We start from the raw sequence: 25,581 nt of genomic DNA, 5'->3' as shown, positions 1-25,581 counted from the left end.
TGTCGGCTGTCAGCGTGGGAACGTGGCGAGTTCCTGGACCGCGGTGGCGAGCTCCCGGTCGTAACCGGTTTCCACCATTTTCTGGCAAGTGGTGTCGCCCAAGGTGGCGAGGCGGCGGATGTCGTGGATGGAGGCGCTGATCCGGTCGCGGACCTCTTGCACGATCTGCCGCAGGGTCCCGCGCCAGCCGTACGCGTCGAGGAACAGGCGCAGCCGGCGGGGCCGGTCGGCGAAAGCGGTGAAGCCCTCGGCCTCGGCGACCTGCCGGGCGGTCAGCGGCACCCAGGCGAAGGCGGCGAACGCGAGGTCGGCCTCGGCCGTGACCGGGCCGGCGAAGTCCCAACCGACGAAACCGGTGAGCCGACCGTCGGCATGGGCCACATTGGCCGGTACGGCGTCGTTGTGGCCGATGATCAGCCCGGGTTCCCAGGTGCCGCCCTTGCGCCACTCGGCGCCGGCCGGCGGGACGAACCCGGCGACGGCGGCGTGGTACTCACGCATCCACTGGGCGACCTGCCAGAGGGTGTCATCATCGTGCACCCACCGTGGCCAGGGCCGTTGTTCGCCGAGTGGCTCGCCCCGGAGGCCGGTCTCGTGCGGGTCCGGTGCGCCGTCGAATCCGGTGTCGGCGAGGTGCTGCAGCAGGGCGCGGACCGCGGGGGTCCACGGAGCGGCCGGGCGGTGATCCGCCCGGCCGCCGGGTAACTCGTGTTCCGTGCACATGATCAACAACCGTAACCTGGCGGTTGTCGACCGTGGCGGCCGGCAGGTGGCCGTTAGGCGAAGACCTCTCCGGCCTCGGCCTTGGCCAGCAGCAGCGGCGGCGGGGTGAACCGGTCGCCGTAGCGTTCGGCCAGCTCACGGGCGCGGGCCACGAAGCCGGGCAGGCCGCCCTCGTACTGGTTGACGTACTGCAGGACGCCGCCGGTCCAGCCGGGGTAGCCGATGCCGAGGATGGAGCCGATGTTGGCCTCCGGCACCGAGGCGAGCACGCCCTCGTCGAGGCATTTGACGGTCTCGATCGCCTCGATGAACAGCATTCGTTCCTTGAGGTCCTCGAACGGGATCGACCGCGCCTCCGGCTTGGTGAACGCGGACAGGCCCGGCCAGAGCCCGGTGCGCTTGCCGTCGGCGTACTCGTAGAAGCCCGCGCCGCCGGAGCGGCCCGGCCGGCCGAACTCGTCGATCATCCGGTCGATGACCTCGTCCGCGGGATGCGGCTCCCAGGAGACGCCGGCGGCTTCCGCGGCCGCCCGGTACTCCTTGCGGATCTTGCGGGGCAGGGTGAGGGTGAGCTCGTCCATCAGCTGCAGCACCGGGGCCGGGTAGCCGGCCTGGCTGCTGGCCTGCTCGATGCTGGCCGGGGCGACGCCCTCGGCGAGCATGGCCAGGCCCTCGTTGGTGAAGGTGCCGATGACCCGGCTGGTGAAGAAGCCGCGGCTGTCGTTGACCACGATCGGGGTCTTGCGCAGCCGCTGCACCACGGCGAGGGCACGCCGCACGGCGAGATCACCGGTCCGCTCGCCCTTGATCACCTCGACCAGGGGCATCTTGTCGACCGGGGAGAAGAAGTGCAGGCCGATGAAGTCGGCCTGGCGGCGTACGCCCTCGGCGAGCAGGGTGATCGGCAGGGTCGAGGTGTTCGAGCAGAGCAGCGCGTCCGGGGCGACGACGCCCTCGATCTCGGCGAAGACCTTGTGCTTGAGCGCCGGGTCCTCGAAGACCGCCTCGATCACCACGTCCGCGCCGGCCAGGTCGGCCACCTGGTCGGTCGGGGTGATCAGGTCGAGCAGCTCGGGTTTGCCCTTGCCGCGGGCGACGAGCTTCTCCGCGTACGCCTTGCCGCGCTTCGCGCCGTCCAGCGTGACGTCGCGCAGCACCACCGGCAGGCCGGAGCGGGCGCACACGTACGCGATGGCCGCGCCCATCATGCCCGCGCCCAGCACCGCCACCTTGGTGATCGGCGGCACGTCGCCGATGTCGCGGTTGTTGACCGCGTTCAGGTCGAAGAAGAACGCCGAGATCATGTTCTTGGCGACCGGCCCGGTGACCAGCTCGACGAAGTACCGGCTCTCGATGACGAACGCGGTGTCCACATCGACCTGGGCGCCCTCGACGGCGGCGGCCAGGATGTTGCGCGGCGCCGGGTAGGGCGCACCCTTGAGCTGCTTGCGCAGGTTCGCCGGGAAGGCCGGCAGCTGCGCGGCGAGCGCCGGGGTGGACGGGGTGCCGCCGGGGATCTTGTAGCCCTTGACGTCCCACGGCTGCACCGCGTCCGGGTTCGCGGCGATCCAGGCCCGCGCGGCGGTGATCAGCTCCTCCGGGGTCTCGACGATCTCGTCGATCAGCCCGAGATCCCGGGCCGCGGCGACCCGGTGCCGATTGCCCTTGAGCAGCACCTGGGTCAATGCGGTGAACAGACCGAGCAGCCGCACGGTACGCACCACACCGCCACCGGCGGGCAGCAGGCCGAGGGTGACCTCCGGGCAGCCCACCTCCAGCCGCGGGTTGTTCAGCGCGATCCGGTGGTGGGTGGCGAGCGCCAGCTCGAGGCCGCCGCCGAGGGCCGAGCCGTTGAGCGCGGCGACCACCGGCCGGCCCAGCTTCTCCAGCCGGCGTAGCTGAGCCTTGACGTGGTTGGACAGGGCGAACGCGTCGGCGCCCTGGCCGGGGCCGACCGAGCGGAGGTCCTCCAGGTTGCCGCCGGCGAACCAGGACTTCTTCGCCGACGTGATGATCACGCCGGTGATCTGCTCCCGCTCGGCCTCCAGGCGGGCGACGGTGGCTTCCATGCTGCGCACGTAGTCGCTGTTCATGGTGTTGGCGCCGTGGTTGGGGTCGTCGAGGGTGAGGATGACGACGCCGTCGTCCTCGCGGTTCCAGCGGATGGTCTCAGTCATCTTCAAGATCTCCTCAGAGCCGTTCGACGATGGTGGCGATGCCCATGCCGCCGCCGATGCAGAGGGTGGCCAGGCCGTACCGCCCGCCGCGCCGCTCCAGCTCGTCGACCAGGGTGCCGAGGATCATGGCGCCAGTGGCGCCGAGCGGGTGACCCATCGCGATCGCGCCGCCGTTGACGTTGACGATCTCGGGGTCGAGCTTGAGGTCGTCGATGAAGTGCAGCACGACCGCCGCGAACGCCTCGTTGATCTCGACCAGGTCCAGGTCGTCGACGGTGAGTCCGGCCTTGGCCAGTGCCTTGCGCGCGGCCGGGGCGGGCCCGGTCAGCATGATGGTCGGGTCGGCGCCGCTGAGCGCGGCCGCGACGATCCGGGCGCGCGGGGTGATGCCGGCGCGCCGCCCGGCCGCCTCCGAGCCGATCATGACGAGCGACGCGCCGTCGACGATCCCGGAGGAGTTGCCGGCCGAGTGCACATGGTTGATCTTCTCGACCCAGTGGTACTTCTGCAGCGCCACCGCGTCGAAGCCGCCCTGGTCGCCGATGACGGCGAAGGAGGCGGGCAGGTTGCCGAGGCCCGCCAGCGTGGAGTCGGCGCGGATGTGCTCGTCGCGGTCCAGGATCAGCAGGCCGTTGCGGTCACGGACCGGGACCACGGACTTGTCGAAGTAGCCGTTCTGCCAGGCCTTGGCCGCCTTCTGCTGTGAGCCCAGCGCGAAGGTGTCGACGTCCTCCCGGGAGAAGCCGTCCATGGTGGCGATCAGGTCGGCGCTGATGCCCTGCGGGATGAAGTCGGTCTTGAGGCTGGTCTCCGGGTCGAGTGCCCAGGCGCCGCCGTCGGAGCCCATCGGCACCCGCGACATCGACTCGACGCCGCCGGCCAGGACCAGGTCCTCCCAGCCGGAGCGGATCTTCTGCGCGGCCACGTTCACCGCTTCCAGGCCGGAGCCGCAGAAGCGGTTGAGCTGCACGCCGGCCGCCGTGTACGGCAGACCGGCGGCGATCGCGGCCGTCTTGGCGATGTCGGAGCCCTGGTCGCCGAGCGGGGAGACGACGCCGAGCACGACGTCCTCGATGTCGGCCGGGTCCACGCTCGGGAACCGGCGCCGCAGCTCGTCGATGAGTCCGACGACCAGGGAGATGGGTTTCACCCCGTGCAGCGAGCCGTTCTTTTTGCCTCGTCCGCGCGGGGTCCGCACGGCATCGTAGATGAAGGCCTCGGTAGTCATCGCCTACTCCCTCGGATGCGAATTGCGGCTAACTTTTGCCGATGTTTCCCCTAGGTGTCAAGGCGGCGACTCACAGCTAGGCTGTGCCCCGTGCAGACAGCAGCGGCAGCCCGGAAGCGGCCGAAAGACCGCAAGGCGCAACTCGCCCTGGCCGCCGCCGAGCTGTTCTGCGAGCGCGGCTACCACGGCGTGAGCATCGACGAGATCGCCACCGTGGTCGGGATCAGCGGCCCGGCGATCTACCGGCACTTCCCGAACAAGTACGCGATGCTCGTCCACGCCACCCGCCAGCTGGCCGGCACCGTGCTGACCGCCACCGAGAGCGCGACCGAGCTGGACGAGCTGCTCGCCGTGCTCGCCCGGCTCGGCGTCGAGGGCCGCAAGGTGGCCGGGCTCTACCAGTGGGAGTGGCGTTATCTGACCGATGAGCACCGCGAGGAGTTCCGGGCCGGGCTCGCCGCGTTCGTGCGGCGGCTGGCCGTACCGTTGCGCGAGGTCCGGCCCGAACTGACCGAGCCGGACGCGGAAGCCCTGGGCCGCGCCGCGCTCAGCGTCTTCGGCAGCCTCGGCACGCACCGCGCGGCGATCGCCAAGGGCCGCGCGGAGGCGGCCCTGCACCGGGTCGCGCGGGCGGTGCTGAGCGACGAGCCGCCGACGCCGGCGCCGGTGGGGCCGGAGCCCGGCGAACAACCGGCGACGCGGGTGGGCGCGCGCCGCGAGATCCTCCTCGCCGAGGCGGTCAAGCTCTTCCATCGGTACGGCTACCACGCCGTCGGAGTCGAGGAGATCGGCCGGGCCGCGGGCATCAACGCGTCAAGCGTCTACCGGTACTTCCCCGGCAAGGCGGACATCCTCGCCGCCGCCTTCTACCGCGCCTCGGAGCGCGTCGCCGAGGCCACCGCGGTCGCCTTGTCCGGAGCCGGCGGCGATCTGGACGCGCTGCGCCGGATGGCCGAGTCCTACGTCGAGCTGACCTTCGAGCGCAGCGCCCTGGTCTCGGTCTACCTGGCGGAGAACAACAACCTGCCCGACGCCGACCGGCACGAGCTGCGCAAGGTGCAGCGGCTGCACGTCGAGGAGTGGGTGGGGCTGCTGGGCCGGCTGCGCCCGGAGGTACCGGCTGCCGAGGCGCGGGTGCTGGTGCACGCGGCGCTCAACGTGGTGGCCGATCTGAGCCGGTGGGTGCGCTTCGATCGGCGTACCGGGATGGACCGGCATCTGGTGCGCCTCATGCAGACCGTTCTGACGGCCTGAAGTTAGCCAAGATTCGCAGCCTGCCGGCCGGTTTACCGGCGTGCACTTCCCAGGAAGTTAACCGGCGTTTACAGTGGCGCCTGTCACATCAGTGTGGCCCCTGTATCGAAGGAGGCAACACCATGGACGCCGACCTCGCCCAACGGTGTGCCGACACCGTCCGCGGCCTGACCATTCCCGCCCTGCTGCACCGCAACGCCACCGAATTCGGAGACCTGCCGGCCCTGAGCATGCTCGGTCAGGAGCGCACGCGTACCTGGCGCGAGCTGCGCGACGAGATCGCCGTCCTGTCCCGCGGGCTCGCCGACCTCGGCCTGCGCTCCGGCGACCGGATGCTGATCCAGATGTCCAGTCGTCCCGAGCACTGGCTGATCGACCTGGCCGCCACCCACCTGGGCGCCGTGCCGTCCACCGTGTACGCCACGCTCTCCACCACCCAGCTCGAGTATCTGGCCCGGCACAGCGCCGCCGAGATCATCGTGCTGGAAGGGGAGAAGGAGCTGGAGCGGTGGAAGCCGATCCTCGCCGAGCTGCCGCAGGTGCGCCACGTGGTGGTCGTGGACGCCGAAGGCGACGGGTTCGTGAGCCTGCGGCAACTCGCCGCCCAGGGCGAGCCGGACCTGGTGGCCTTCGAGAAGACGTGGCGCGAGATCCGCCCGGAGCAGCCGGTCACCCTGCTGTACACCTCCGGCACCACCGGCGACCCGAAGGGTGTGGTGCTCAGCCACGCCAACGTCATCTACCAGTCGGTCGTCCTGGAGGCCACGGTCGACGTCCCGGACCACGCCGCCGGGCTGGCCTACCTGCCGCTGGCGCACATCGCCGAGCGCATCCTCGGCATCTACAACCCGATCTACCGGGCCGGGCACGTCACCATCTGCCCGGACCCGGCGCAACTGCTCGCCGGGCTGGTCAAGATCCGGCCGGTCTCGTTCTTCGGGGTGCCGCGGATCTGGGAGAAGATGGTCGCCGGTGTGCAGGGGCAGCTGGCCGCCGCCGATCCGCCGGTGCGGGCGGCTGTCGACGCGGCCCGGGAGGTGGCGCTGGAGGCGTACCAGCTGCGTGCCGCCGAGCAGCCGGTGCCACCGGAGCTGGCCGCCAAGCTCGCCGTGCTCGACGAGAAGGTGCTGCGCCCGCTGCGCGCCAGGCTCGGCCTGGACAACATGATCCACGCCGGCAGTGGTGCCGCGCCGATCCCGGTCGAGGTGCTGCTTTATCTGGCGAGTCTCGGCCTCGACGTGCTCGAGGTGTGGGGGATGACCGAGACCACCGGTACCGCCACCATCAACACGCCCACCCACTTCCGTACCGGCACGGTCGGCCGGGCCAACGCCGGCATGGAGCTCAAGCTCGCCTCCGACGGCGAGATCCTGGTACGCGGCCCGCTGGTCTGCCTCGGCTACCTGCGCGCCGACGGCGGCATCGACCCGGTCACCGACGCCGACGGCTGGCTCGCCACCGGCGACGTGGGAACGCTCGACGACGACGGGTACCTCACGATCACCGACCGCAAGAAAGAACTGATCATCAACTCGAGCGGGAAGAACATCTCCCCGGCGCAGATCGAGAACCTGCTGCGGGCGCACCCGCTGATCGCCCAGGCCGTGGCGATCGGCGACCGCCGGCCGTACGTGACCGCGCTGATCGCTCTCGACCCGGAGAGCGTGCCGGTGTGGGCCGCCAAGCGGGGACTGGCCGGTGCGACGCTCACCGAGCTGTCCGCCGATCCGGCGCTGGTCGCCGAGATCACAGCGGCGGTCGCGGCGGCCAACGCGAAGTTGTCGCGGCCGGAACAGGTGAAGACCTTCCGGGTGCTCCCGACCGGCTGGACGCCGGAGAGCGGCGAGCTGACCCCGACGCTCAAGCTGCGCCGCCGGATCATCCAGGACCGCTACGCCACCGAGATCGACAAACTGTACGAACAATGACCACACCACCGGGAACAGCGGGCGGAACGACCGTCCGCTGTTCCCGGCCGGTAACGACTATTCAGTCGCAGTATTCCCAGAAGGCCTTGTCGAATCCCTTGTCCTCTCCCTTGGTGTACCCCTTGTTGTATCCCCGCATGTAGTCGCTCTCCCGCTCTTCATCGTCGTCGAACTTGAACATCATTTTCTGCGATTTTTTACACTCGTCCCGCGCCATCTCCCACCCGAACCGGTACCCGTCCCGGTACCCGTCCCGGTAGCCCTTCTTGAAGTCACGGAAGTCGGTCGCGCTGGCGATGATCGTGTCGCCTGCTGGTGCGGCCGCTACCGGAGTGGCGGCTTGGGTCAGGCCCGCGGCGGCGATGAACAGTACGGTTCCGACTGTGGCGCCCAGTTTCCGAACGTGCATGATGTCAATCCCCCGTCTGACGATTTCCTGATCGTTTTCGTTCCACCGGAGAACGTACGCCCGCCCTCTCGGCGGCGTGCGTAATTCGCTTTCCGCGCCGCTGTTCCGGCAGTTTTTTCGGATGATCGGATGAGGTCGCATATTGGCAAATGCCCGATTATGCGAACACCCGGGGGAGCTTGTCGGATTTGGTTGTGCCGTAGATCATCAACGACGCCGCCCGGGCGAGACGCAGGGCTCCCGCGTGGGGCATGATGAGGCGGACCTCGCAGCCGTTCGACGGGAGAAAGTGTGTTTTCCGAGCCGGACAACGGCCGCAGGCGGTCACGTCGATTCATGCTGGCGCTCCTGGCCCTGACCCTCACGGCGGGCTGTGGCACGACCGGCGGCACCCAGGCCGCCGGGACGGCACCGGTGGCCGAGCCCGCACCGTCGCCCGCCTCTGCCTCTGCCGTCGCTTCTGTCCCCGGTGCAACGTCGGCCGCACCCACCGCCTCGGTGGTCCCGCCCGCGCCGCCCACCGCCTCGGCTTCCGCACCCGCCTCCAAGAAGCCGACCGAGCCGGCCACCGCGCAGGTCGCGAAATCCGACGGCCGCGGCGGCCCGGTGCCGTTCACCCCCGGCAAGGCGATGCTCGGGTCGTACATGGCGCTCGGCGGCAAGTCGCTGAAGCAGAGCCTCGCGCTGCGCCGCGGCCAGCTCGACCGGGAGCAGCGCATCGTGCACCGGTTCTACCCGTGGGCCGGTTACGTGCCGTCCTCCGAGCCGGACGTCAGCAAGAACAGCGTGCTTATGGTCTCCTGGCACGGCGCCCCGCTGGCCGGCATCAACAACGGCTCGTCGGACGCCAACATCCGGTCCGTGGCCCGCAAGCTGAAGGGCATGAAGCGGCCCATTCTGCTGCGCTGGGGCTGGGAGATGAACGGCGACTGGTTCGAGTGGAGCGGCCCGCAGAACGGGGGCCCGGCGAACTATGTGAAGGCGTACAAGCGGATTCACCGCATCTTCGGCGAGGTCGGCGCCAACAACATCGCCTGGGTGTGGAGCCCGAACTGGAACTCCTCGCCCAACACCTCGGCCAACAAGGTGCAGAACTACTACCCCGGTGACGCCTACGTGGACTGGGTCGGCATCTCCGGCTACAACTTCTACGGCGAGTCGCCGTCCACCCTGTTCAACCCGATCACGAAGCTCTACGGCGGCCGCAAGCCGATCATCCTGACCGAGACGGCGGCGGTGAAGAACAAGGCCGGCTGGATCAAGCAGCTGAACAGCTGGGTGGCCAGGACTCCGGCGGTCGGCGGCGTCGCCTGGTTCGACACCGACGTCCAGCACGACAGCGACCACAACTTCCGGTTCGACACCGACTCCTCGGCCCTGGCCGCCTACCGCACCATGGCACGGAGCTCACGCTTCGCAGGCTGATCAGTCCGGCGATGCCGCGTCCATGACCCCGAACACCGCGAACACGACGAGTTGCAGGGCGAGGCCGAGAACACCGCAGGCGATCCCGGCGGCGGCCATCCCACGGTTGCCGGAGCGGATGCCGAGGGCGCCCAGCACGATCCCGGCCACGGCGGCGGTCGAACCGAGCGGGAAGCAGGCGACCGTCGGGATGGACAGCGCCCCGAAGATCAGCGCGAGCAGGGGGAGCCGGCTGACGCTCACGGTGGACTTGCGCGGCGGCGGCATCGGCTGCACCTCCTGCGGTGCGGGCAGGTCCGCGACCAGGCGGGACAGCTCGCCCCAGGTGCGTGACGCGTACGCCCGCTGCGCCCGGTAGCTGAACTCGTCGATGTTGAGCCGGCCCTCGGCGGTCGCCGCGTTCAGCCGTGCGACGATCGCGTCCCGGTCGGTGTCCGACACACGGATTCGGGGGTCGCGGTACATGCCCCGACCCTACCGGCGCTGGTCAACCCGCCGGATCCCTCAAGTCCCCGCCTCGCCGACCGACAAGCGTTGCGGCGAAGGGAGGGACGGCCTTGACCATCGGAGAGCAGCACGACACCGGCGCGACCCGGTGGATGCGCGGTGCCGTCGCCGCCTTCTACGTCGCCCTGACGATCACGAACGCCCTCACCCTGACCGGTTCCGCCCGTACGGCGATGACCCTGCTCGCCGCGGTCACGGCCGCGTTGCTGGCCCTCGCCGCACTGCCGGCCGCCGACCGTCCCCGGCTGCGCTGGCTCGCCGGCGGCGCCCTCGGCTTCCTGCCGGTGCTGGACAGCGTGGCGCAGGTCGCCGTGACCGGGCAGCTGCACTTCACCACGCTCCTGATGCTCGCCCTGGTTGGGGTCGGAGCGGCGGTGCCGTCCCGGCGCGTCGCCGCGGCCGCCACCCTCGGCGGTCTCTCCGGATGGGCGGCCGCGGTCGCCGTGCGCCCTGAGCTGCGCACCGCCGAACTCAGCCACTACGCCGTCCAACTGGTCATCGCGGCGCTGCTCGCCGCCATCCTGCACGAGACGGTGAGCCGCCGGCAGCGCCAGCTGCGGGACGCCCGCGACGAGGTGGCCGCCGTCGCCGAACGCTTCACCAGCCTCTTCCACGCCTCCCCGGCTGGTGTCGGGATCGCCGACGAACACGGCCGGTTCGTCGCGGTCAACCCGGCCCTCTGCGTCCTCGCCGGGCTGTCCGGGGATCAGCTCGTCGGCTCCAGCGTCCGGCCGTACCTGGACGGCGAGGGCGAGAAGCGGTTCGTCCACCCGGACGGCACCGAGCGCTGGGCGTGGCTGACCGTCGGCCACAGCAGCGGCGGCGACGGATCATGGATGCTGCTGCAACTTCAGGACATCACCGACCGGCGCCGGGCCGAGGCCGCCGTCCGCGAATCGGACCGGCTGCTCGCCGCCGTCTCGGCCGCCGCCCGGCGCATCCGCACCGGCGAGGACGCTCGCAGCACGATCATCGAGGCGGTTCGCGACCTCGCCGAAGCCGACAACGTCACCCTTCTGGAACCGAATCCGAGCGGCGCCGAGATGGTCGCCACCGGCGTGGCGGGCGCCGACGTCCTCGGCACCCGCGTCCCGCTCGACGGCACCTCGATGATCTCCCGCGTCTACCGCGACCGTGAGCCGATCTTCCTGTCCGATCCCGCACAGGACCCGCGCGTCTCACCCGCCCTGCTCAAGCTCGTCGAGGGCCGTTCCATGCTGTGGCAGCCGGTCCTCGTCGACGGCAAGGCCATGGCGGTGCTGGCCGTCGGCTGGAAGCGGCGGGTGGAAACGGTCAGTGACCACCGCGCCCGAGCCGTCGCCCTGCTCGCCGACGAGACCGCGCTCGCCCTGGACCACGAACGCCTGCTGAACCGCCTGGAGCAGATGGCGTTCACCGACACGCTCACCGGCCTGCCCAACCGCCGGGCCTGGCAGCGCCGGCTCGCCGAACTGATGACCCAGGACCGCCCGCTCACCGTGGCGATCGCCGACCTGGACCATTTCAAGCGGTACAACGACACGTACGGTCACAACGCCGGCGACGACCTGTTGCACCGCAGCGCGACCGCCTTCGCCGCCGAGCTCGGCCCCGGCGACGCGATCGCCCGCTGGGGCGGCGAGGAGTTCGTGATCGCCCTGTCCGGCCGCACGCCGGACGAGGCCGCCGCGCTCCTGGAACGCGTCCGCCGGGCCATGCCCGACGCCGAGACGTGCAGCATCGGTTACGCGGTGTGGCACGGCGGGGAGTCGTCCGAGCAGCTCCTCGAACGCGCCGACCAGGCGCTTTACACCGCCAAGCACGGCGGCCGCGATGCGGTGTGCGGCGCTTCAGCGCCCGTCACTCTCTGATCGTTTTTCTTCGGTACGCGGATCGCCGTCCCGCCGATTTCACACCTCCCGCCATGCCCGCGATCACCGGCCGCTCCGGGCCGCAGCGCGACCGCCGGGACCGGCAGCTACGGCCCTCGGCGATCTCGTCCCAGTCCCGTAGGGCTAGTTGCTCGGGCATGGCTCCGACGATGTCCCATCCGGGTCCCGGATGTCGACGATCTTCGCTGCTGGCGTTGTGGTGTCAGCCGCCGAGGCTTGACGCGGCCGAGCGGATCGCCGAGGAGAAGTAGCTGACCTGGGTGTACACGCCCGGCTTGTTCGGGCGGGCACACCCGTCACCCCAGCTCACGATGCCGACCTGGATCCAGGCGTTGCTCGCGTCCCGGCGGAACATCGGACCGCCCGAGTCACCCTGGCAGGTGTCCACCCCACCGGCGGTGTAGCCCGCGCAGATCTCCTCCGCGGCGATCACCTCGCCGCCGTACATCGAGCTGGAGTTGCAGGTGGCGTCGCTGACGAACGGGACGTTGGCCTTGAGCAGGTAACGCTGCTGCGCGCCGCCCTCACGGTTGGCGCCCCACCCGGCGACGGTGAAGGTTCCCGAGTCGTTCGCGGTGCTGGTGGTGATCGGCAGGGTGGCGACGCCGGTGACCGCGCTGGAGAGGCGGATGAAGGCCCAGTCGTCGCCGTTGCCGTTGTATCCCGGCGCCCGGTACACGTAGTTGGACCGGCGGGTGATCCGGCTGCTCGACTGGAGGTCCACCACACCGAGGGTGGCGGTGATCGACGTGTTCGTGCCGGTCCGGCTGACGCAGTGCGCGGCGGTCAGCACCAGGGTCGGGCTGTAGAGAGCGCCGCCGCAGCCCATGGAGAGCCGCACCATCCACGGGAACTCACCCAGGGCGGCGCGGGTGCCACCGACGACGTACGGGGTGACGACGGGCCCGTCCGCGACGGCGGGACTCGGAGCGACGAGCACGCCCATGCTCGCGACGGTGAATACGGCGGCCAGAAGGGTTCGCCATCTGCGCATCTCGGGGGTCCTCCTCAGTCGGGGCGTGCCCGGTGGGGAACGCCGCTGAGGAGAGCATGCATCTATGTAGATAAATCTTTAAATCTCGGTTCGCTCATACCGTCACGCACGGATCGGCGACGATGCGCTCCAGGGTGCGCCGGCCGATCCGGCTCATCACCGGGTTGCTGGTCTCGTAGTACCAGACCAGGCCGAGCGACTGCTCGAACGCCCACGCCTGCCCACGCGCCCACTCCAGGTCGTCACAACCCAGCTCGGCGCGCAGGAGGCCCCTCGGCCCGGACTCCAGCAGATGCCAGGCGCCGATCAGGTCCAGCGCCGGGTCGGCCGGGCCGAAGCCGCCGACGTCGAGGACGCCGGCCAGGCGGCCTCCGGCCACCAGGACATTGCCCGGCATCAGGTCACTGTGGGTCATCACGTCCTTGTCACCACCGCGCGGCAACTCACGCATCGCATCCCACAGGCGCCGCAATCGGGGTACGGGTAACAGGCGCTCGCTGTTGGCCAGGCAGGTCCGCACCCAGTCCTCGTGGTTCGCGATGACACCGCCCCGGCCGCGTCCGGCGAACGTGCGCCCGTCGGTGCCGACCGCCCGCATCCCGGCGATCAGCTCGGCCAGGTCACGAGCGAACGCCTCGGACTCGCCGGGGTCGTCGTCCGTGGCGATCGTCCCGGGCAGCCACGTCTGCACCGACCAGGGCAGCGGATAGCCGTGTCCCGGTTCACCGATCGCCACCGGCCGCGGTGTGGCGAACCGGGTGCGGTTGTGCAGCAGGCTGGCCGCGTACGCCTCGGCCAGAAGCTCGCGCCGAACCGCCTCGGTCTCACCCTCGCGAAGCGGGAATCGGGCCGTCAGGCCGGTGCCCACGCGGAAGATCGCGTTGACCGTCCCGGCGGAGCGGGCCTGCCGCACCGGCTGGCCCGCCCACTCCGGAAACTGCGCCGCGACGAGGCTCCGGACCGTCTCTTCGGATATCCGCACGCGGCGAGTATCGGATCAGCAGTAGGTGGATTGCTTCCCAATTACCTTGTACGGGCAGTCGGCGACCTCGGCGAGCAGCAGCGCCGCCTCCCGGTTGCGGGACGTCTCGCGCGGGATCACGCTGGCCGGCGGGTAGAAGCCGCCGCCCGACGCGCCGCCCGGGTACAGCTCGAAGGTGTACGCGAAGATCTTGTGCGTGCCCCAGAGCCAGTCGAGGGAGTCACCGTCGGTGATGTACAGATCGCTGGACTGCTGCGGTGTGTAGCCGTTGGTGGCGGCCATCTGCCGGCCGAACGTGGCGAACGTGTTGGCCTGGTCCGCGTTCATGCCGGTGCTGGTGTTCGCCGTCGTGTGCCCGTACGGCCAGAGCACCAGCTGCGAGTAGGAGTGGAAGTCGATGGCGGCCTTGATCTGCTGGACACCGCCGACGACCCGGCTGTTCACGAAGTCGCGGATGACCCGGGTCTCCGGTGCGGAGAACGCCGACGGGCCGCGGTAGGTGGCCGACGAGGTGCTGCCGGACGAGCCGCCGCAGCAGCCCCACCGGTAGCCGTAGTTACGGTTCAGGTCGGTACCGATGTAGCTGGAACCGCTGTTCGGCTGCCGGTTCTTGCGCCACGACCGGTAGCTGCCGCTGGCGATGTCGTACTCGACGCCGTCCGGGTTGACCATCGGGATGATCCAGATCTCCCGGCTGTTCACGATGTTGCGGACCCGGGTGTCCGCGGCGTAGCCGCTGGTGAACTGGCCCAGCAGGTAGAGCGCCTGCTCGACGGTCAGGTGCTCGCGGGCGTGGTGGTTCGCGTCGAACAGCACCTCCGGCTCGGCCTCGTCGGTGCCCACGTTGTCAGAGATCTTCACCGCGACGATGTCGCGCCCCTCGTACGACTTGCCGAGGACCCGCTTGCTGGCGATGGCCGGATACGCGGCGACAGCCGAATTGATCGCGGCGATCGTCTCGGTGTAGTTGTGGTACGCCGAGTCAGCGGGCGGGAAGTCGAGGGTGCCCATCACCGGGTCGACCTCTTTCACGGTGAACCCGAGCTTGCGCAGCTTGCTCACCTCGGCACCGGTCGCGGTGACCGTGGCGACCCCGTGCTCGATGTCCTCGATCGCCACACCGGTGTGGGCGATCGTGTTGCGGTGCGCGTGCGTGCGCACGTCGTAGATCTCGTATTCGGCGGCGGGGTCCGGCGTCGGTCCCGCTCCAGCGGGAGAGGAGGCGGCGAATGCCGAAGTCACGCAGAGCGCGACCGCAGCGACGGCGGCCAGGGATCGTCGTCTCATGAACGACCTCCGGGGTACAGGGGAATGGTTCCCCTACCCCACCACCGACCATCGAAGAACGGCAATGAGCCGGGCCATGCCAATCCACCCCTGATACACATGTGATGCCCGCCGCCCCCGCCGCCGCGCCCGCCGCCGCGCACGCTCCGCCGCTAACCCGCCACGAGCCCGCCGCGGCCTTGCCCTTGCCTTGCCCTCGCCCTTGCCCGCCGCGCTGCCGCGGGCTTGCCCTTGCCCGCAGCGCCGACCGCGACCGGTATGTCGCGCCCGCTGCGCGGCCCCTGTCGCTTGACCCACCGCTTGCGGAGGCAGGCGATCCGCTTGCCGCCGGCCCGTCAGGCTGCGATGGTCAGCGGCCCGGCGGCGGGTCCGCAACCTGGCGCCCGGTGGGGTCGACGAGACCCGGCGCCATGCTCCCGCCGTGCGCCTCCTGCTCCGGATGCTCCTGCTCCGGATGCTCCACCCGCTCGACGTCGGCCGAACCCGGCCCGTCCTGGGTGGTGAACTCCGCGAACTGCTCAGGATCGTAGTCAGTCATGATCGACCTATACCCGCTCCCAGCCCACTGACTCCTGGCCGCCGAGACCCCGACCGGCCATATGAATGCCACGTCCCGGCATTCGATCCCGAAACCAAGCTCGGCCCCAGGCTGGCAGAACGGCGTACCCCTGGTGCGCGTGTGCGAGTGGCACGGTGACAGCCCTCAGGCACAGCCGGCCCGCAAACCCCCGCCTTATCGACCACCGAGCAAGGAGCAGTGGCTGTCTCGCTGGCGCATGGAACGCACCGCGTGTTCAGCGTTCTCAGACGCGGCAGCAGCAAGCGAGCCGGCGCACCAGCTGCCATCATCGGCGGATGATCGCGCATCCTGGGCTGCGTTTCGTCGACCACACCGTCACCGTTCCGTTGGACCATCGCCGGCCCGACGGAACCACGATCGAGGTCTTCGCCCGTGAGGTGACCGCCTCCGATCGGTTCGGCGACAACCTGCCGTGGCTGCTGTTTCTCCAGGGCGGCCCGGGCGGCAAGTCCCCGCGGCCGCTGGCCGCCGACAGCTGGATCGGCCACGCGGTCAAAACCCACCGGGTGCTGCTGCTCGACCAGCGCGGCACCGGCCGCAGCACGCCGATCTCCGCCCGCACGGTACGTGACATGCCCGCCGACCAACTCGCCGCCCGCCTCAAGCTGTTCCGCGCCGACAGCATCGTCGCCGACGCGGAGATCCTGCGGCACCGAGTCGCAGCTGGGGAGAAATGGGACACGCTCGGCCAGAGCTACGGCGGTTTCGTCACCATGACCTACCTGTCCACGGCCCCGCACGGCCTGCGCACCTGCTACATCACCGGCGGCGTGCCCGGCCTGACCGCAACCGCCGACGACGTGTACGCCCGCACCTACCCCCGGGTCGCCGCCAAGAACGCCGAGTTCTACCGCGCTTTCCCTCAAGACGCCGCCATCGTGCGCCGCGTCGCCGACCACCTGTCCACGACCGACGTACGCCTGCCCGACGGCGACCGGCTCACCGTCGATCGCCTGCGCCTGCTCGGCAACGCCTTCGGCATGAGCCCCGGATACGCCCAACTGCACTGGCTCTTCGAGGAGGCCTGGCACGGGTCCGAGCTGTCGGACACCTTCCGGTACGAGGTCATGCGCTCCACCGGTTTCATCGACACCCCACTCTTCGCGCTGCAGGAATACACCTACGGCCAGGGCTCCCGCCCAACCGGCTGGGCCGCCGCCCGTGCCATGGCCCAACACCCCGAGTTCGCCGCCGACGCCAACCCGCTGCTGTTCACTGGCGAAATGATGTACCCCTGGATGTTCGAGCAGATCACCTCCCTGAAACCCTTCGCCGCCGCCGCGAACCTGCTGGCCGACGCCGACGACTGGCCACCCCTGTACGACCTCGACCGGCTCGCAACCAACGAGATCCCAATCTGCGCCGCTGTCTACGCCGACGACATGTACGTCGACGCCGGCCTCTCCTTGGAAACCGCCGCAGCCGTCCCCAACCTGCGCACGTGGGTAACGAACGAGTTCGAACACGACGGCCTCCGAACATCCGGCGAAAAGGTCCTCGACCATCTAATGAAAATGGCCGCCGGCCGCTGCTGACCCCCATCGCCGGCGAAGGCAGGCAGCGGCATCGCCCTAATCCGCCCACGATCCCGCCCGGCTCGGCCGCCCGGCTCCACCTGGCGGGCCGGCTCGGCTTGGGTGCCCCGCTTGGCCCGGCCCTGCCGCCCGGCTCGGCTTGACTGCCGGCCCAGCCCTGCGGTTCCCGGCCCGGCTGTCCGGCTCGGCCTCAGCGCCTGGCCCTGCCGCCCGCCTTTCGGTCCGGCCTCTCGCCCCAGCCGCCTGTCGCCTGCCAACGCGGTTTAACCGTCTGGCTCGGCTTGGCGGTTCGGCTCGGCCTGGCGGTTCGGCTCGGCCTGGCGGTCCGGCTCGGCTTGGCGGTTCGGCTCGGCCTGGCGGTCCGGCTCGGCTTGGCGGCTCGGCCCCGCGCTGCCGTCCCGCGTGGCCCGCCCCCTGACGGCCGGCTCGGCCTAAGCGTCGGCCCGGCCCTGCGGTTCCCGGCCCTGCCGCCCGGGTCGGCCTCAGTGCCCGGCCCGGCCCGCCGCCCCTGGACGCCGCCTGCACCCCCCCAGCCGGAGCCACCTGACCCGACCCTCGCCCAGCCCCAGCCAGCTCAGCCACCCCGAACCCCCCAAACCCCGGCCGGCCACACCCGAACAGCGCCCCGGGCAAGAACGCCGACCCCGTCAGGGAAGGATGACCAGCTTGCCAACCGTGTGGCGCTGTGCCAGATCCGCGTATGCCTGCGGCCCCTCCTCCAGCGAGTAAGTCCGCCCAACAGTCGCCACCAGCGCACCCTCCGCCGCGAGCTCGGCGACCTCCCGCATGCCGCCCAGCTCGCCCTCGGTGTCGAGGACCAGTTGAAGGGAGACGTCGTCTCGGCCGAGCCACTCCTGGCGGGGGACCGGGAACGTGATCGTGTAGAGACGCCCGCCCGGGCGCAGCGCGCGGGCCACGCCGGCCAGCTGGTCGCTGGGGAGGGCCAGGTTGAGCGCGACGTCCACCCCGGTCGGGTAGGTGGCCTCGTCGTAGCCGATGGTGTCGTCGGCGCCGAGCTTGCTCAGCAGGTCGGCGTCGGCCGGGTGGGCGGTGGCGATGACGCGGGCGGCGGCGGGCAGGAGCGGGAGCAACGCGGTGCCGACACCGCCGGAGGCGCCGATCACCAGGACCGTCTCGCCGGGCTGGACGGCTGCGGTTAGTGCGAGAGCGCGAGCTGCCAGGCCCGCGGTGCCGAGTGCGGCGGCCTCGGCGGCGGAGACGCTGCGCGGGCGTCGGGTGATGAAGGGGGTGTCCGCCTCCACCACCGCGAACTCGGCGAGTGTGCCGGTGCCCAGGGACGGGTGGGTCTGGCCGGCGACCGGCCGCAGCGCTCGTGGCATGGCGTGTCCGAAGATCTCGTCGCCGACCTGGTAGGCCGTCACGCCGGGGCCGGCCTCGGTGACGGTGCCGGCGAAGTCGTTGCCGGGCACGTGCGGGAACGACAGCTCCGCCAGGGGCCGCAAGTCACCGGCGGCGATCTTGAGATCCACCGGGTTGAGCGCGGCCGCTGCGATGCGGACCTGGATCTGCCCCGGCCCCGGTCGTGGCACCGGAACCTCGGCGACCGTGAAGGGAGCGCCGTAGCCCATGGTGATAACAGCCTTCATCTCGCACCTCCGATAAGCGGACCGCCCGGTCATGTTCCGAGCAAAACGGTAGCCCTAAGCGGACCGCCCGGTCAACTTAATAGAATCTCGGTATGCGCGCCGACGCCGCCCGTAACCGGGCGCTCCTGCTGGCCGCGGCCGAGGCCGCGTTCGCCGAGCGGGGACTCGACGTGTCGGTCGCCGACATCGCCCAGCGCGCCGGGATCGGCAAGGGCACCGTGTTCCGGCACTTTCCCACCAAGGACGACCTGCTGGCCGAGGTGATGCTGGACCGTGTCCACGCGCTGACCCATGCCGGGAAACGGCTGGCCACGGCGGACGACCCGGGCGCCGCGCTGCTGGAGTTCCTGACCCTCGCCGCCGAGCGGCAGCAGCAGAACGACCTGTCGGTGCTGCGCGAGGCCCACGCGGTCAACGAGCGGCTGTCCGACGCCCGTGCCGCGATGTTCGCCCAGATCGACACCCTGGTCGGCCGAGCCCGCGAGGCCGGCGCGATCCGTGCCGACGTCACCGGCACCGACGTCGCGCTGCTGATGTGCGCGCCCGGCCATGTGGCCGGATTCGCCCCGCACGGCGGCCCGGACCTCTGGCGCCGCTACCTGGCGATCATCTTCGACGGCCTGCGCCCGCACGGCGCGCGCCCGCTGCCCGTGCCCCCGCCCACCGAGAATTCCTGACGCACCGGTTCGGCCGACCGCAGAAAAACCTTCCCCACGCGCCACCCCAATGCCAGGGTCCCCCCATGACCCAGGTCTTCTCCGTGCAGGCCCAGCCCACCGACGCCGCCTCCTGGCTGCGCCTGGCGCAGCGCTGCGAACAGGCCGGTTTCGACACGCTGCAGGCCGCTGACCATCCCGGCTCGTGCGCGGCGCCGAGCGTCGCCCTGGCCGCGGCCGCCGCGGTCACCACCCGGATCCGGCTCGGGGCCTACGTCTCCAACGCCGGCGTCCGCGAGCCGATCCACCTGGCCGCCGACGTCGCCACCTTGGACGTGATCTCCGGCGGGCGCGCCCGGCTGGGACTCGGCGCCGGGCACACCCCGGCCGAGTGGCGGGCGATCGGCCGGGAGCGCCCCGACGTGCGCGGCCGTGTCGACCGCTGCCTGGCCGTCGCCGAGGCTGTCGTCGCCCTGCTCGCGGGGGAGACGGTGACCAGGCGGGAGCCGGGGGAGACGGTGACCAGGCGGGAGCCACTGCTGGAGATGGCCGAGGCCCGCCTGGACAAGCCCCGACCGGTCCAGGACCGGATCCCGCTGACCATCGGCACCGCCAACTCCCGGATCCTGCGCTGGGCCGGGCAGCACGCGGACATCGTCGGGCTCAGCGGGCTGGGCCGCACCCTCGAGGACGGGCACCGGCACGAGGCGCGCTGGCGTCCCGATCAGGTCGACCGGCAGATCGAGCAGGTCGTGACCGGCGCGGCCACCCGCGCGGAGCCGCCCGCGCTGGAGGCGCTGGTGCAGATCGTCGCGGTCACCGACGACGCGGAGGCGGCCGCGGCGCCGCACGCGGAAAACCTCGGGATGCCGGTCCCGGAGCTGCTGGAGGCGCCGTTCGTGCTGATCGGCACCGGCGACGAGATCCGGGCGGCGATGGCCCGCAACGAGAAGCGCTGGGGCATCACCCGGTACGCGGTCCGCGCCGACGCCGTCGACGCGATAGTGGACGCCGGACTGGTCAGGGCGTGAGGTTGAGCAGCGCCTGACCGGTGGCCGGGTCGAACGGGACCGACTCGTGGTCGTGCACGATCAGCCACCGGCCGTCCTGCCGCACGCAGCCGAGGGTCGCGCGCACCCACATGTCGACCTCGCCACCCGACTTCAGCGTGCCGGAGACGTGGTAGACGAACGAGCAGAAGCCCACGTCTCCGTCCACGGTCACATGCAGGTCGCGCACCTCGTAGCCGATGTCGGTCGCGTACCCGTCGAACCACGCCTGGGTAGTGGTCTCGGCGGCGGCACTGCCGTGCGTGTGCAGCGGCGGCAGTACGTTGAACTCGATCACGTCCGGGTGCTGCCGCGCCGCGAGGGGTTTCGGGTCCTTGGCGGCCACGGCGGCGACACGTTCCTCCACCAGGGCTCGCAGTTCCGCTTCTCCATTCATGGTTGGGGATGTACCCCGAACGCGACGTCCGAATATCGCTAGCCCGCGACCGGCCCGGCACGGTTGGCTCTAGGCATGCCCGCGATCGCCGCCGCCACCGTCACCGTCGTCCTCTGGGCCTCGGCCTTCGTCGGGATCCGGGCCGCGGCCCCGCATTTCCACCCGGGCTCGCTCGCCCTGGGCCGGCTGCTCGCCGGCGCGGTCACCCTGCTGATCTTCCTGGCCATCCGCCGCCAGGGCCTGCCGCCGCGTGCCGCCTGGCCGGGCATCGCCGTCTCCGGTGTGCTCTGGTTCGGCCTCTACATGGTCGCCCTCAACTGGGGTGAGCAGCTCGTCGACGCCGGCACCGCCGCCATGGTGGTCAACGTCGGCCCGGCCGTGATGGCGCTGCTCGCCGGCTGGCTGCTGCACGAGGGCTACCCGCCCCGGCTGCTCGCCGGCATCGGCGTCTCGTTCGCGGGCGCCGTCGTGGTCGGCGTGTCCATGTCCGACGGCGGTCACGCGTCGATCCTCGGCGTGCTGCTCTGCCTGGTCGCCGCGGTCGCCTACGCCGCCGGGGTGGTCGCCCAGAAACCGGCATTGCGTCACGCGACCGCCCTGCAGGCCACCACCTTCGGCTGCCTGATCGGGGCGGTCGGCTGCCTGCCGTTCGCCGGCCGGCTCATCACCGACATCGCCGAGGCCCCGATCGGCGCCACCCTCAACGTGATCTATCTGGGCGTCTTCCCGACCGCGATCGCGTTCACCACCTGGGCCTACGCGCTCGCCCGCACGACCGCCGGAAAGATGGGCTCGACCACCTACGCCGTACCGGTCGTGGTGATCATCCTGTCCTGGCTCCTGCTCGGCGAGGTTCCCGGCCTGCTCACCCTGGCCGGCGGCGCGCTGTGCCTGGCCGGCGTCGGCGTGTCGCGCAGCCGGCCACGGGATCGCGAACCCAGCATGCGGTAAGCGGGGCAGCGCGCAGCGTGACTGTCGTCTAGCGTCGGGCATCGTGGCGTGGGCGGGAGACTGGGCGGCCCGGTTGGCCGGTGACGGCTGCCGATGGTGTGCACACGGCCGCCCCGACGAGATCGACTTCGGGTTGCGCATCTTCACCGGCCAGGTCACCGACGCGTACTTCGCCCGCCGCGCCTTCGTCCGCGGCTACGCGATAGTCGTCTGGCGCGGACGCCACGTCGTCGAACCCATGGACCTCACCGTCGGTGAGGCCGACCAGTACAACCGGGAGGTCATCCTCGTCGCCCGCGCCATCCGCGACTGCTTCCGACCGGCGAAGATGAACTTTCTGACGATGGGCAACTGGGAACCACACCTGCACACCCACGTCACGGCGCGTTACCCCGACGACATCGGCGACGGCGGGCCGCTGCCCGCCACCACGCCACCTCTGCTCGACGAGACCCAGTTCCGCGCCGACGCGGCCGCGGTCCGCACCCTTCTTTGAACCCCCTTTTGGGGTACGCGCAAGCGTCGTCACGCCGATTTCCGCCCGTCCCCGCTCTCCCGCGCGACCTTCTGCCTGGTCCCGGCCGCACCGCGACCGCCGGGCCGGGCAGGCGGTCGCGCTGACGGACCGACCTAGACCACGGCCACCGCATCGATCTCTACCAGGAAGCCGGGGTTGAGGGCGGCCACCACGTGCACGGTGATCGCCGGCGGCGGATCCTCCCGGTTCCACACCTCCTGGAACGCCGCCACGCCCTCGTCGAACGAGTGCCCGTTCACCACGGCGATCCGCCAGTGCACGATGTTGCCCAGGGTCGCGCCCTCGCTCTCCAGGATTGTCCGCAGGTTACGAAACACCTGGCGGGACTGCTCGCCGACGGTCGAGCCGACGAGTTTGCCGTCGGCGTCCACGCCGTTCTGCCCGCCGATGTAGATCGTCTTCGTCGGCTGCTCGACCACGACCGCCTGGCTGAAGGCCGGGCTGCGGTGAAGTCCCTTCGGGTTGATGTGCCGAACGCTCATGTCTCTCTCCCCTCAATCAGCGACACCGGTTAAACAGGTGTCTTTCATTTACCAGTTATAGTGGTTACATGCGAGCAAGCGCAACCGGACGGGTGCTGACCGACCCCCGAGGCGGGTCCTTCCGCTTCGACGCGGGAGCCGTCAGCCTGGACTTCGCCCATTCCGGCGGCGAGGGCCCCTACGCGATATTCGAAACCCTCCATCAGCCCGCCGACCTGGCTGACTGGCTCGCCCACCCGCCGCTGTCAGCGATCGTGACCAGCCCGGTCACCGCCGAAGAACTCACCGAGGCCAAGGCGCTGCGCCAGGCCGTCTGGGTCGTCGCGCACGCCCGCGCGGACCGGCTTCCACTGCCGCCGGCCTCGGTCGCCGCCATCAACCGGGCCGCCGCCGCGGCTCCGCTCGTCCCCGAACTCGGCGCCGACGGCACGAGCGTCGGCTGGGCCACCCCGGTACGCGCCACGCAAGCCCTCTCGACCCTGGCCCGCGAGATGATCGAGCTGCTGACCGGCCCGCTGGCCGACCGCATCCGCGAGTGCGCCAGCGACAACTGCCCCCTGGTCTTCGTCGACTCGTCGCGCCCCAACGCCCGCCGCTGGTGCGCCATGGAACGCTGCGGCAACCGCCACAAACTGCGGGCCCTGCGCGCCCGGCGAGCCACGGACACGTGACGACCGGCGGTACCGTCCCGGACCATGCGACCTGATCTTCGACGGGTGGCCGGCGCGGTGGTCCCGGCCGGCTTCCTGCTCGGCTTCCTCGACTTCGTGTGGATCAAGTACGTGCCGGCACCCTTCGGCGACCTCGGCAACTCGTCGGCCGTCTGGGCGGTGGCGGCGTTCGCCTTCGGCTACTGGATCCGCGCGGGCCGGTTGCGCGCCGCGGTCGCCGCCGCGATTCTGCTGGTCATCGCCGTGCCCAGCTACTACGTCGCCGCCGCCCTCATCCAGAACGACGACTGGGCGGTGATCTGGGCACCCAGCTCGTTCCTGTGGATGGCGTTCGGCGTCGTCGCCGGTGTCGCCTTCGGCATCGGCGGCACCTGGGCCCACGACCGCGGCCGGCGGCGGATCGCCGGTCTCGCCCTGCCCGGTGCCGTCCTGTTCGCCGAGGCCGCCCTGCACCTCAACCGGATCGGCCACCCCGACTACGGCACCGCCCCGATCTGGGACGCCCTGATCAACACCGCGCTCGGCGTACTCGTCATCGCCCTCGCCGCCCGCGCCAACCGGCAGCGCCTGCTCGCCGTCGCCGCGGCCGTCCCGCTCGCGCTGGCCGGCTTCGCCGCCTTCCTCGCCGCCGGGTTTCGATAGCCACCACCCGGCGGGTAAAGGGAAGCCCCATGAGATCCCGGCTCGGCAGCGCCCCGGCGGTGCTGTCGCTCATCGCGCTGTCGCTGTCCACTTTCATGTACGTGACCGCCGAGACGCTGCCGATCGGTGTGCTCCCGCTGATCGCGGCCGACCTGGGCCGAACGGTCTCCGAGGTCGGCCTGCTGGTGACCGTCTACGGCCTGGTGGTGGTCGTCGCCTCGGTGCCGCTCACCAAGATCACTCAGCGCGTACCGCGCAAACCGCTGCTCTGCGCGTTGCTGGTGGTCTTCGCCGTCTCGAACGCGCTGTGCGCGTTCCTCGACGGCTACTGGCCGCTGATGGCGGCCAGGGTGGTCACGGCGCTCAGCCAGGCGATCTTCTGGGCGGTCATCAGCCCGGCCGCCGCTGCCCTCTTCCGCGCGCGGGTGCGCCCGCAAGCACTGTCGATTCTGTACGCCGGAAGCTCCGTCGGAGCCCTGGCCGGTGTCCCGGCCGGCACCTGGCTGGGTCAGCAGACCAGCTGGCGGGTCGCCTTCCTCGCGCTCTCCGGCGTCGGCCTGCTCATCCTGGCCACCCTCGTCGTGCTGATGCCGAGCGCACCGCCCGGCGAGCGGGAGACCGCACACGGTTCGGCACCCGACGCCGGCCGGTACTGGGCGATCGTCGTCTACACCGCTCTCGCGGTCGGCGGGTCGTTCACCATGTTCACCTACGTGAGCCCGTTCCTCACCGACGTCAGCGGCTTCGCCGAGTCCGGGGTCGGCCCGCTGCTGTTCGTCCGCGGCCTGGCCGGCCTGATCGGGGTGTTCGTGGCGGGCTGGGTGGTCGGCCGCAACGGCTGGCTGACGATGGCCGGTTTCATCGGTCTCCAGGTGCTGGCGCTGACCGGCCAGTGGGCGTTCGGCACCTCACGGACGGCCCGCCGTGCTGACCCTGGCGCTCTCCGGCTTCGCGCTGGCCGGGATGGCCGCCGGACTCGGCGCCCGGGCCCTCGAAACCGCGCCGAGCAGCTCCGACATGGCCTCCGCCGGCACCTCCACCGCCTTCAACATCGGCATCACCGGCGGCGCCCTGCTCGGCAGCGTCCTGATCCCCGCCGCCGGGGTACGCAGCACCGCCCTGGCAGGTGCCGGCCTGACGCTCGCCGCCTTCGCCGTGGTCCTGCTCGAACCGGCAGTATCCAGCCGCCGCCGTTCCAGGGCACCCGCCGACGCACTCCGAGAATCCGGTCTCCCGGCGCGACCTTGATCATCCCGGCACCCATCGACGTGCGCCCGTCAGGAGAGGCGTGCGCCCTTCAGAAGATCAGCGCGGCGTCCGGGATGCGGCCGTCGGCGAGCAGAGCGACCAGCTCATCGAGCAGCGCGTCGAGATCGGCGGGAGCGGTCAGGTCGTAGTGCTTGTTGACCGAGCGATCGTGAACGGTGTCGATCGTGGCCAGTTCGGTCTCGCCGGTGACCCAGATCATGAGGTTGCCCAGCCAGTCCGCCGATTCGAACTCGCAGACCACTACCGCTTTGCCGTAGTTCGGAGCGACCGGGCGGACCTCGCATGTGACTCCGAGCCGCGCCCACGTCCCGGAACGAGCCGCGACGGAGGGCGCGAGCAACTCAAGCGGGAAATCCACGCCGCAATCATCGGCGCGGACCGGGCTGGTGGCCAGCGCTTCTGCCCGGCCGGGCTGCTAC

The 25,581-nt window shown here is 70.9% G+C and carries 24 protein-coding genes and 1 pseudogene; 12 read left to right on the top strand and 13 right to left on the bottom strand.

Going from position 1 to position 25,581, the window contains the following annotated elements; translation table 11 throughout:
• Positions 1–9: 9 nt before the first annotated feature.
• From I4J89_RS39695 to I4J89_RS39685, 3 genes are read right to left on the bottom strand one after another with little or no spacing between them, the layout of a single operon-like run.
• Positions 10–723, bottom strand: a complete 714-nt coding sequence (locus I4J89_RS39695) for a phosphotransferase (protein WP_196419359.1) — start codon at positions 721–723, stop codon at positions 10–12.
• A gap of 53 nt (positions 724–776) precedes the next feature.
• The gene (locus I4J89_RS39690) at positions 777–2,900 is read right to left on the bottom strand and encodes a 3-hydroxyacyl-CoA dehydrogenase NAD-binding domain-containing protein (protein ID WP_196419358.1); all 2,124 of its coding nucleotides are present in this window, start codon (positions 2,898–2,900) and stop codon (positions 777–779) included.
• A gap of 13 nt (positions 2,901–2,913) precedes the next feature.
• Positions 2,914–4,128: an acetyl-CoA C-acetyltransferase gene (locus I4J89_RS39685; protein WP_196419357.1), complete on the bottom strand. Its 1,215-nt coding sequence runs from the start codon at positions 4,126–4,128 to the stop codon at positions 2,914–2,916.
• Between the two features lie 90 nt (positions 4,129–4,218).
• On the opposite strand from I4J89_RS39685, the gene I4J89_RS39680 reads away from it, so the two are divergent.
• Complete coding sequence (locus I4J89_RS39680) at positions 4,219–5,382, top strand: TetR/AcrR family transcriptional regulator (protein WP_309238677.1); 1,164 nt, start codon at positions 4,219–4,221, stop codon at positions 5,380–5,382.
• A gap of 122 nt (positions 5,383–5,504) precedes the next feature.
• The gene (locus I4J89_RS39675; protein ID WP_196419356.1) at positions 5,505–7,310 is read left to right on the top strand and encodes an AMP-dependent synthetase/ligase; all 1,806 of its coding nucleotides are present in this window, start codon (positions 5,505–5,507) and stop codon (positions 7,308–7,310) included.
• Between the two features lie 61 nt (positions 7,311–7,371).
• Here I4J89_RS39675 and I4J89_RS39670 read toward each other — a convergent pair whose 3' ends face one another.
• Complete coding sequence (locus I4J89_RS39670) at positions 7,372–7,719, bottom strand: hypothetical protein (RefSeq protein WP_196419355.1); 348 nt, start codon at positions 7,717–7,719, stop codon at positions 7,372–7,374.
• A gap of 336 nt (positions 7,720–8,055) precedes the next feature.
• Here I4J89_RS39670 and I4J89_RS39665 point away from each other — a divergent pair, with 336 nt between their 5' ends.
• Positions 8,056–9,144: a glycoside hydrolase family 26 protein gene (locus I4J89_RS39665; RefSeq protein ID WP_196419354.1), complete on the top strand. Its 1,089-nt coding sequence runs from the start codon at positions 8,056–8,058 to the stop codon at positions 9,142–9,144.
• Here the strand turns inward: I4J89_RS39665 and I4J89_RS39660 are convergent, their stop codons facing one another.
• Positions 9,145–9,609 (bottom strand): DUF1707 SHOCT-like domain-containing protein, encoded by a 465-nt coding sequence (locus I4J89_RS39660; RefSeq protein ID WP_196419353.1) that lies wholly within the window; start codon positions 9,607–9,609, stop codon positions 9,145–9,147.
• Between the two features lie 92 nt (positions 9,610–9,701).
• Here I4J89_RS39660 and I4J89_RS39655 point away from each other — a divergent pair, with 92 nt between their 5' ends.
• The gene (locus tag I4J89_RS39655) at positions 9,702–11,501 is read left to right on the top strand and encodes a diguanylate cyclase domain-containing protein (RefSeq protein WP_230860395.1); all 1,800 of its coding nucleotides are present in this window, start codon (positions 9,702–9,704) and stop codon (positions 11,499–11,501) included.
• Positions 11,502–11,724: 223 nt separating this feature from the next.
• Here I4J89_RS39655 and I4J89_RS39650 read toward each other — a convergent pair whose 3' ends face one another.
• The 4 genes and pseudogenes from I4J89_RS39650 to I4J89_RS39635 form a co-directional block, all read right to left on the bottom strand.
• Positions 11,725–12,516, bottom strand: coding sequence for a S1 family peptidase (locus tag I4J89_RS39650; RefSeq protein WP_196419352.1), 792 nt, complete (start codon positions 12,514–12,516; stop codon positions 11,725–11,727).
• A gap of 94 nt (positions 12,517–12,610) precedes the next feature.
• Positions 12,611–13,498, bottom strand: a complete 888-nt coding sequence (locus tag I4J89_RS39645; protein ID WP_196419351.1) for an aminoglycoside phosphotransferase family protein — start codon at positions 13,496–13,498, stop codon at positions 12,611–12,613.
• 18 nt (positions 13,499–13,516) lie between these two features.
• A pseudogene (locus I4J89_RS39640) lies at positions 13,517–14,785 on the bottom strand (M14 family metallopeptidase); the annotation flags it as partial.
• 349 nt (positions 14,786–15,134) lie between these two features.
• Entirely contained in the window at positions 15,135–15,323 is a 189-nt protein-coding gene (locus I4J89_RS39635; RefSeq protein ID WP_196419349.1) for a hypothetical protein, read from the bottom strand.
• A gap of 317 nt (positions 15,324–15,640) precedes the next feature.
• Here I4J89_RS39635 and I4J89_RS39630 point away from each other — a divergent pair, with 317 nt between their 5' ends.
• Positions 15,641–16,900: an alpha/beta fold hydrolase gene (locus I4J89_RS39630; RefSeq protein ID WP_196419348.1), complete on the top strand. Its 1,260-nt coding sequence runs from the start codon at positions 15,641–15,643 to the stop codon at positions 16,898–16,900.
• 647 nt (positions 16,901–17,547) lie between these two features.
• Here I4J89_RS39630 and I4J89_RS39625 read toward each other — a convergent pair.
• Positions 17,548–18,507 carry an NADP-dependent oxidoreductase gene (locus I4J89_RS39625; RefSeq protein WP_196419347.1) on the bottom strand — a complete coding sequence of 320 codons (960 nt, stop codon included), beginning with the start codon at positions 18,505–18,507 and terminating at the stop codon, positions 17,548–17,550.
• Between the two features lie 92 nt (positions 18,508–18,599).
• Here I4J89_RS39625 and I4J89_RS39620 point away from each other — a divergent pair, with 92 nt between their 5' ends.
• Together I4J89_RS39620 and I4J89_RS39615 are read left to right on the top strand one after the other, a co-directional pair.
• Positions 18,600–19,184, top strand: a complete 585-nt coding sequence (locus tag I4J89_RS39620; protein ID WP_196419346.1) for a TetR/AcrR family transcriptional regulator — start codon at positions 18,600–18,602, stop codon at positions 19,182–19,184.
• Positions 19,185–19,249: 65 nt separating this feature from the next.
• The gene (locus tag I4J89_RS39615) at positions 19,250–20,194 is read left to right on the top strand and encodes an LLM class flavin-dependent oxidoreductase (RefSeq protein WP_196419345.1); all 945 of its coding nucleotides are present in this window, start codon (positions 19,250–19,252) and stop codon (positions 20,192–20,194) included.
• Here I4J89_RS39615 and I4J89_RS39610 read toward each other — a convergent pair.
• A complete protein-coding gene (locus I4J89_RS39610; protein ID WP_196419344.1) occupies positions 20,184–20,609 on the bottom strand; it encodes a YybH family protein in 426 nt (141 codons plus the stop codon). The genes I4J89_RS39615 and I4J89_RS39610 overlap by 11 nt on opposite strands.
• A 75-nt stretch (positions 20,610–20,684) precedes the next feature.
• On the opposite strand from I4J89_RS39610, the gene I4J89_RS39605 reads away from it, so the two are divergent.
• Together I4J89_RS39605 and I4J89_RS39600 are read left to right on the top strand one after the other, a co-directional pair.
• On the top strand, positions 20,685–21,560 hold the full coding sequence (locus I4J89_RS39605; protein WP_196419343.1) for a DMT family transporter: 876 nt from the start codon (positions 20,685–20,687) through the stop codon (positions 21,558–21,560).
• 43 nt (positions 21,561–21,603) lie between these two features.
• The gene (locus I4J89_RS39600) at positions 21,604–22,056 is read left to right on the top strand and encodes an HIT family protein (RefSeq protein ID WP_196419342.1); all 453 of its coding nucleotides are present in this window, start codon (positions 21,604–21,606) and stop codon (positions 22,054–22,056) included.
• Positions 22,057–22,190: 134 nt separating this feature from the next.
• Here the strand turns inward: I4J89_RS39600 and I4J89_RS39595 are convergent, their stop codons facing one another.
• Positions 22,191–22,580: a RidA family protein gene (locus I4J89_RS39595; RefSeq protein ID WP_196419341.1), complete on the bottom strand. Its 390-nt coding sequence runs from the start codon at positions 22,578–22,580 to the stop codon at positions 22,191–22,193.
• Between the two features lie 68 nt (positions 22,581–22,648).
• Here I4J89_RS39595 and I4J89_RS39590 point away from each other — a divergent pair, with 68 nt between their 5' ends.
• From I4J89_RS39590 to I4J89_RS39580, 3 genes are read left to right on the top strand one after another with little or no spacing between them, the layout of a single operon-like run.
• Positions 22,649–23,251, top strand: a complete 603-nt coding sequence (locus tag I4J89_RS39590) for a CGNR zinc finger domain-containing protein (protein ID WP_196419340.1) — start codon at positions 22,649–22,651, stop codon at positions 23,249–23,251.
• Between the two features lie 24 nt (positions 23,252–23,275).
• Positions 23,276–23,893 (top strand): DUF6518 family protein, encoded by a 618-nt coding sequence (locus I4J89_RS39585; RefSeq protein ID WP_196419339.1) that lies wholly within the window; start codon positions 23,276–23,278, stop codon positions 23,891–23,893.
• Between the two features lie 29 nt (positions 23,894–23,922).
• Positions 23,923–25,290, top strand: a complete 1,368-nt coding sequence (locus tag I4J89_RS39580; protein ID WP_230860394.1) for an MFS transporter — start codon at positions 23,923–23,925, stop codon at positions 25,288–25,290.
• Here the strand turns inward: I4J89_RS39580 and I4J89_RS39575 are convergent.
• The gene (locus I4J89_RS39575) at positions 25,191–25,520 is read right to left on the bottom strand and encodes a hypothetical protein (RefSeq protein WP_196419338.1); all 330 of its coding nucleotides are present in this window, start codon (positions 25,518–25,520) and stop codon (positions 25,191–25,193) included. The genes I4J89_RS39580 and I4J89_RS39575 overlap by 100 nt on opposite strands.
• Between the last annotated feature and the right edge of the window lie 61 nt (positions 25,521–25,581).

The sequence above is a fragment of the Actinoplanes aureus genome (genome assembly GCF_015704865.1).
GTDB lineage: Bacteria > Actinomycetota > Actinomycetes > Mycobacteriales > Micromonosporaceae > Actinoplanes > Actinoplanes aureus.
The sequence above is the reverse complement of the archived record's forward strand: the minus strand, read 5'-3'. Positions and strand labels throughout refer to the sequence as shown.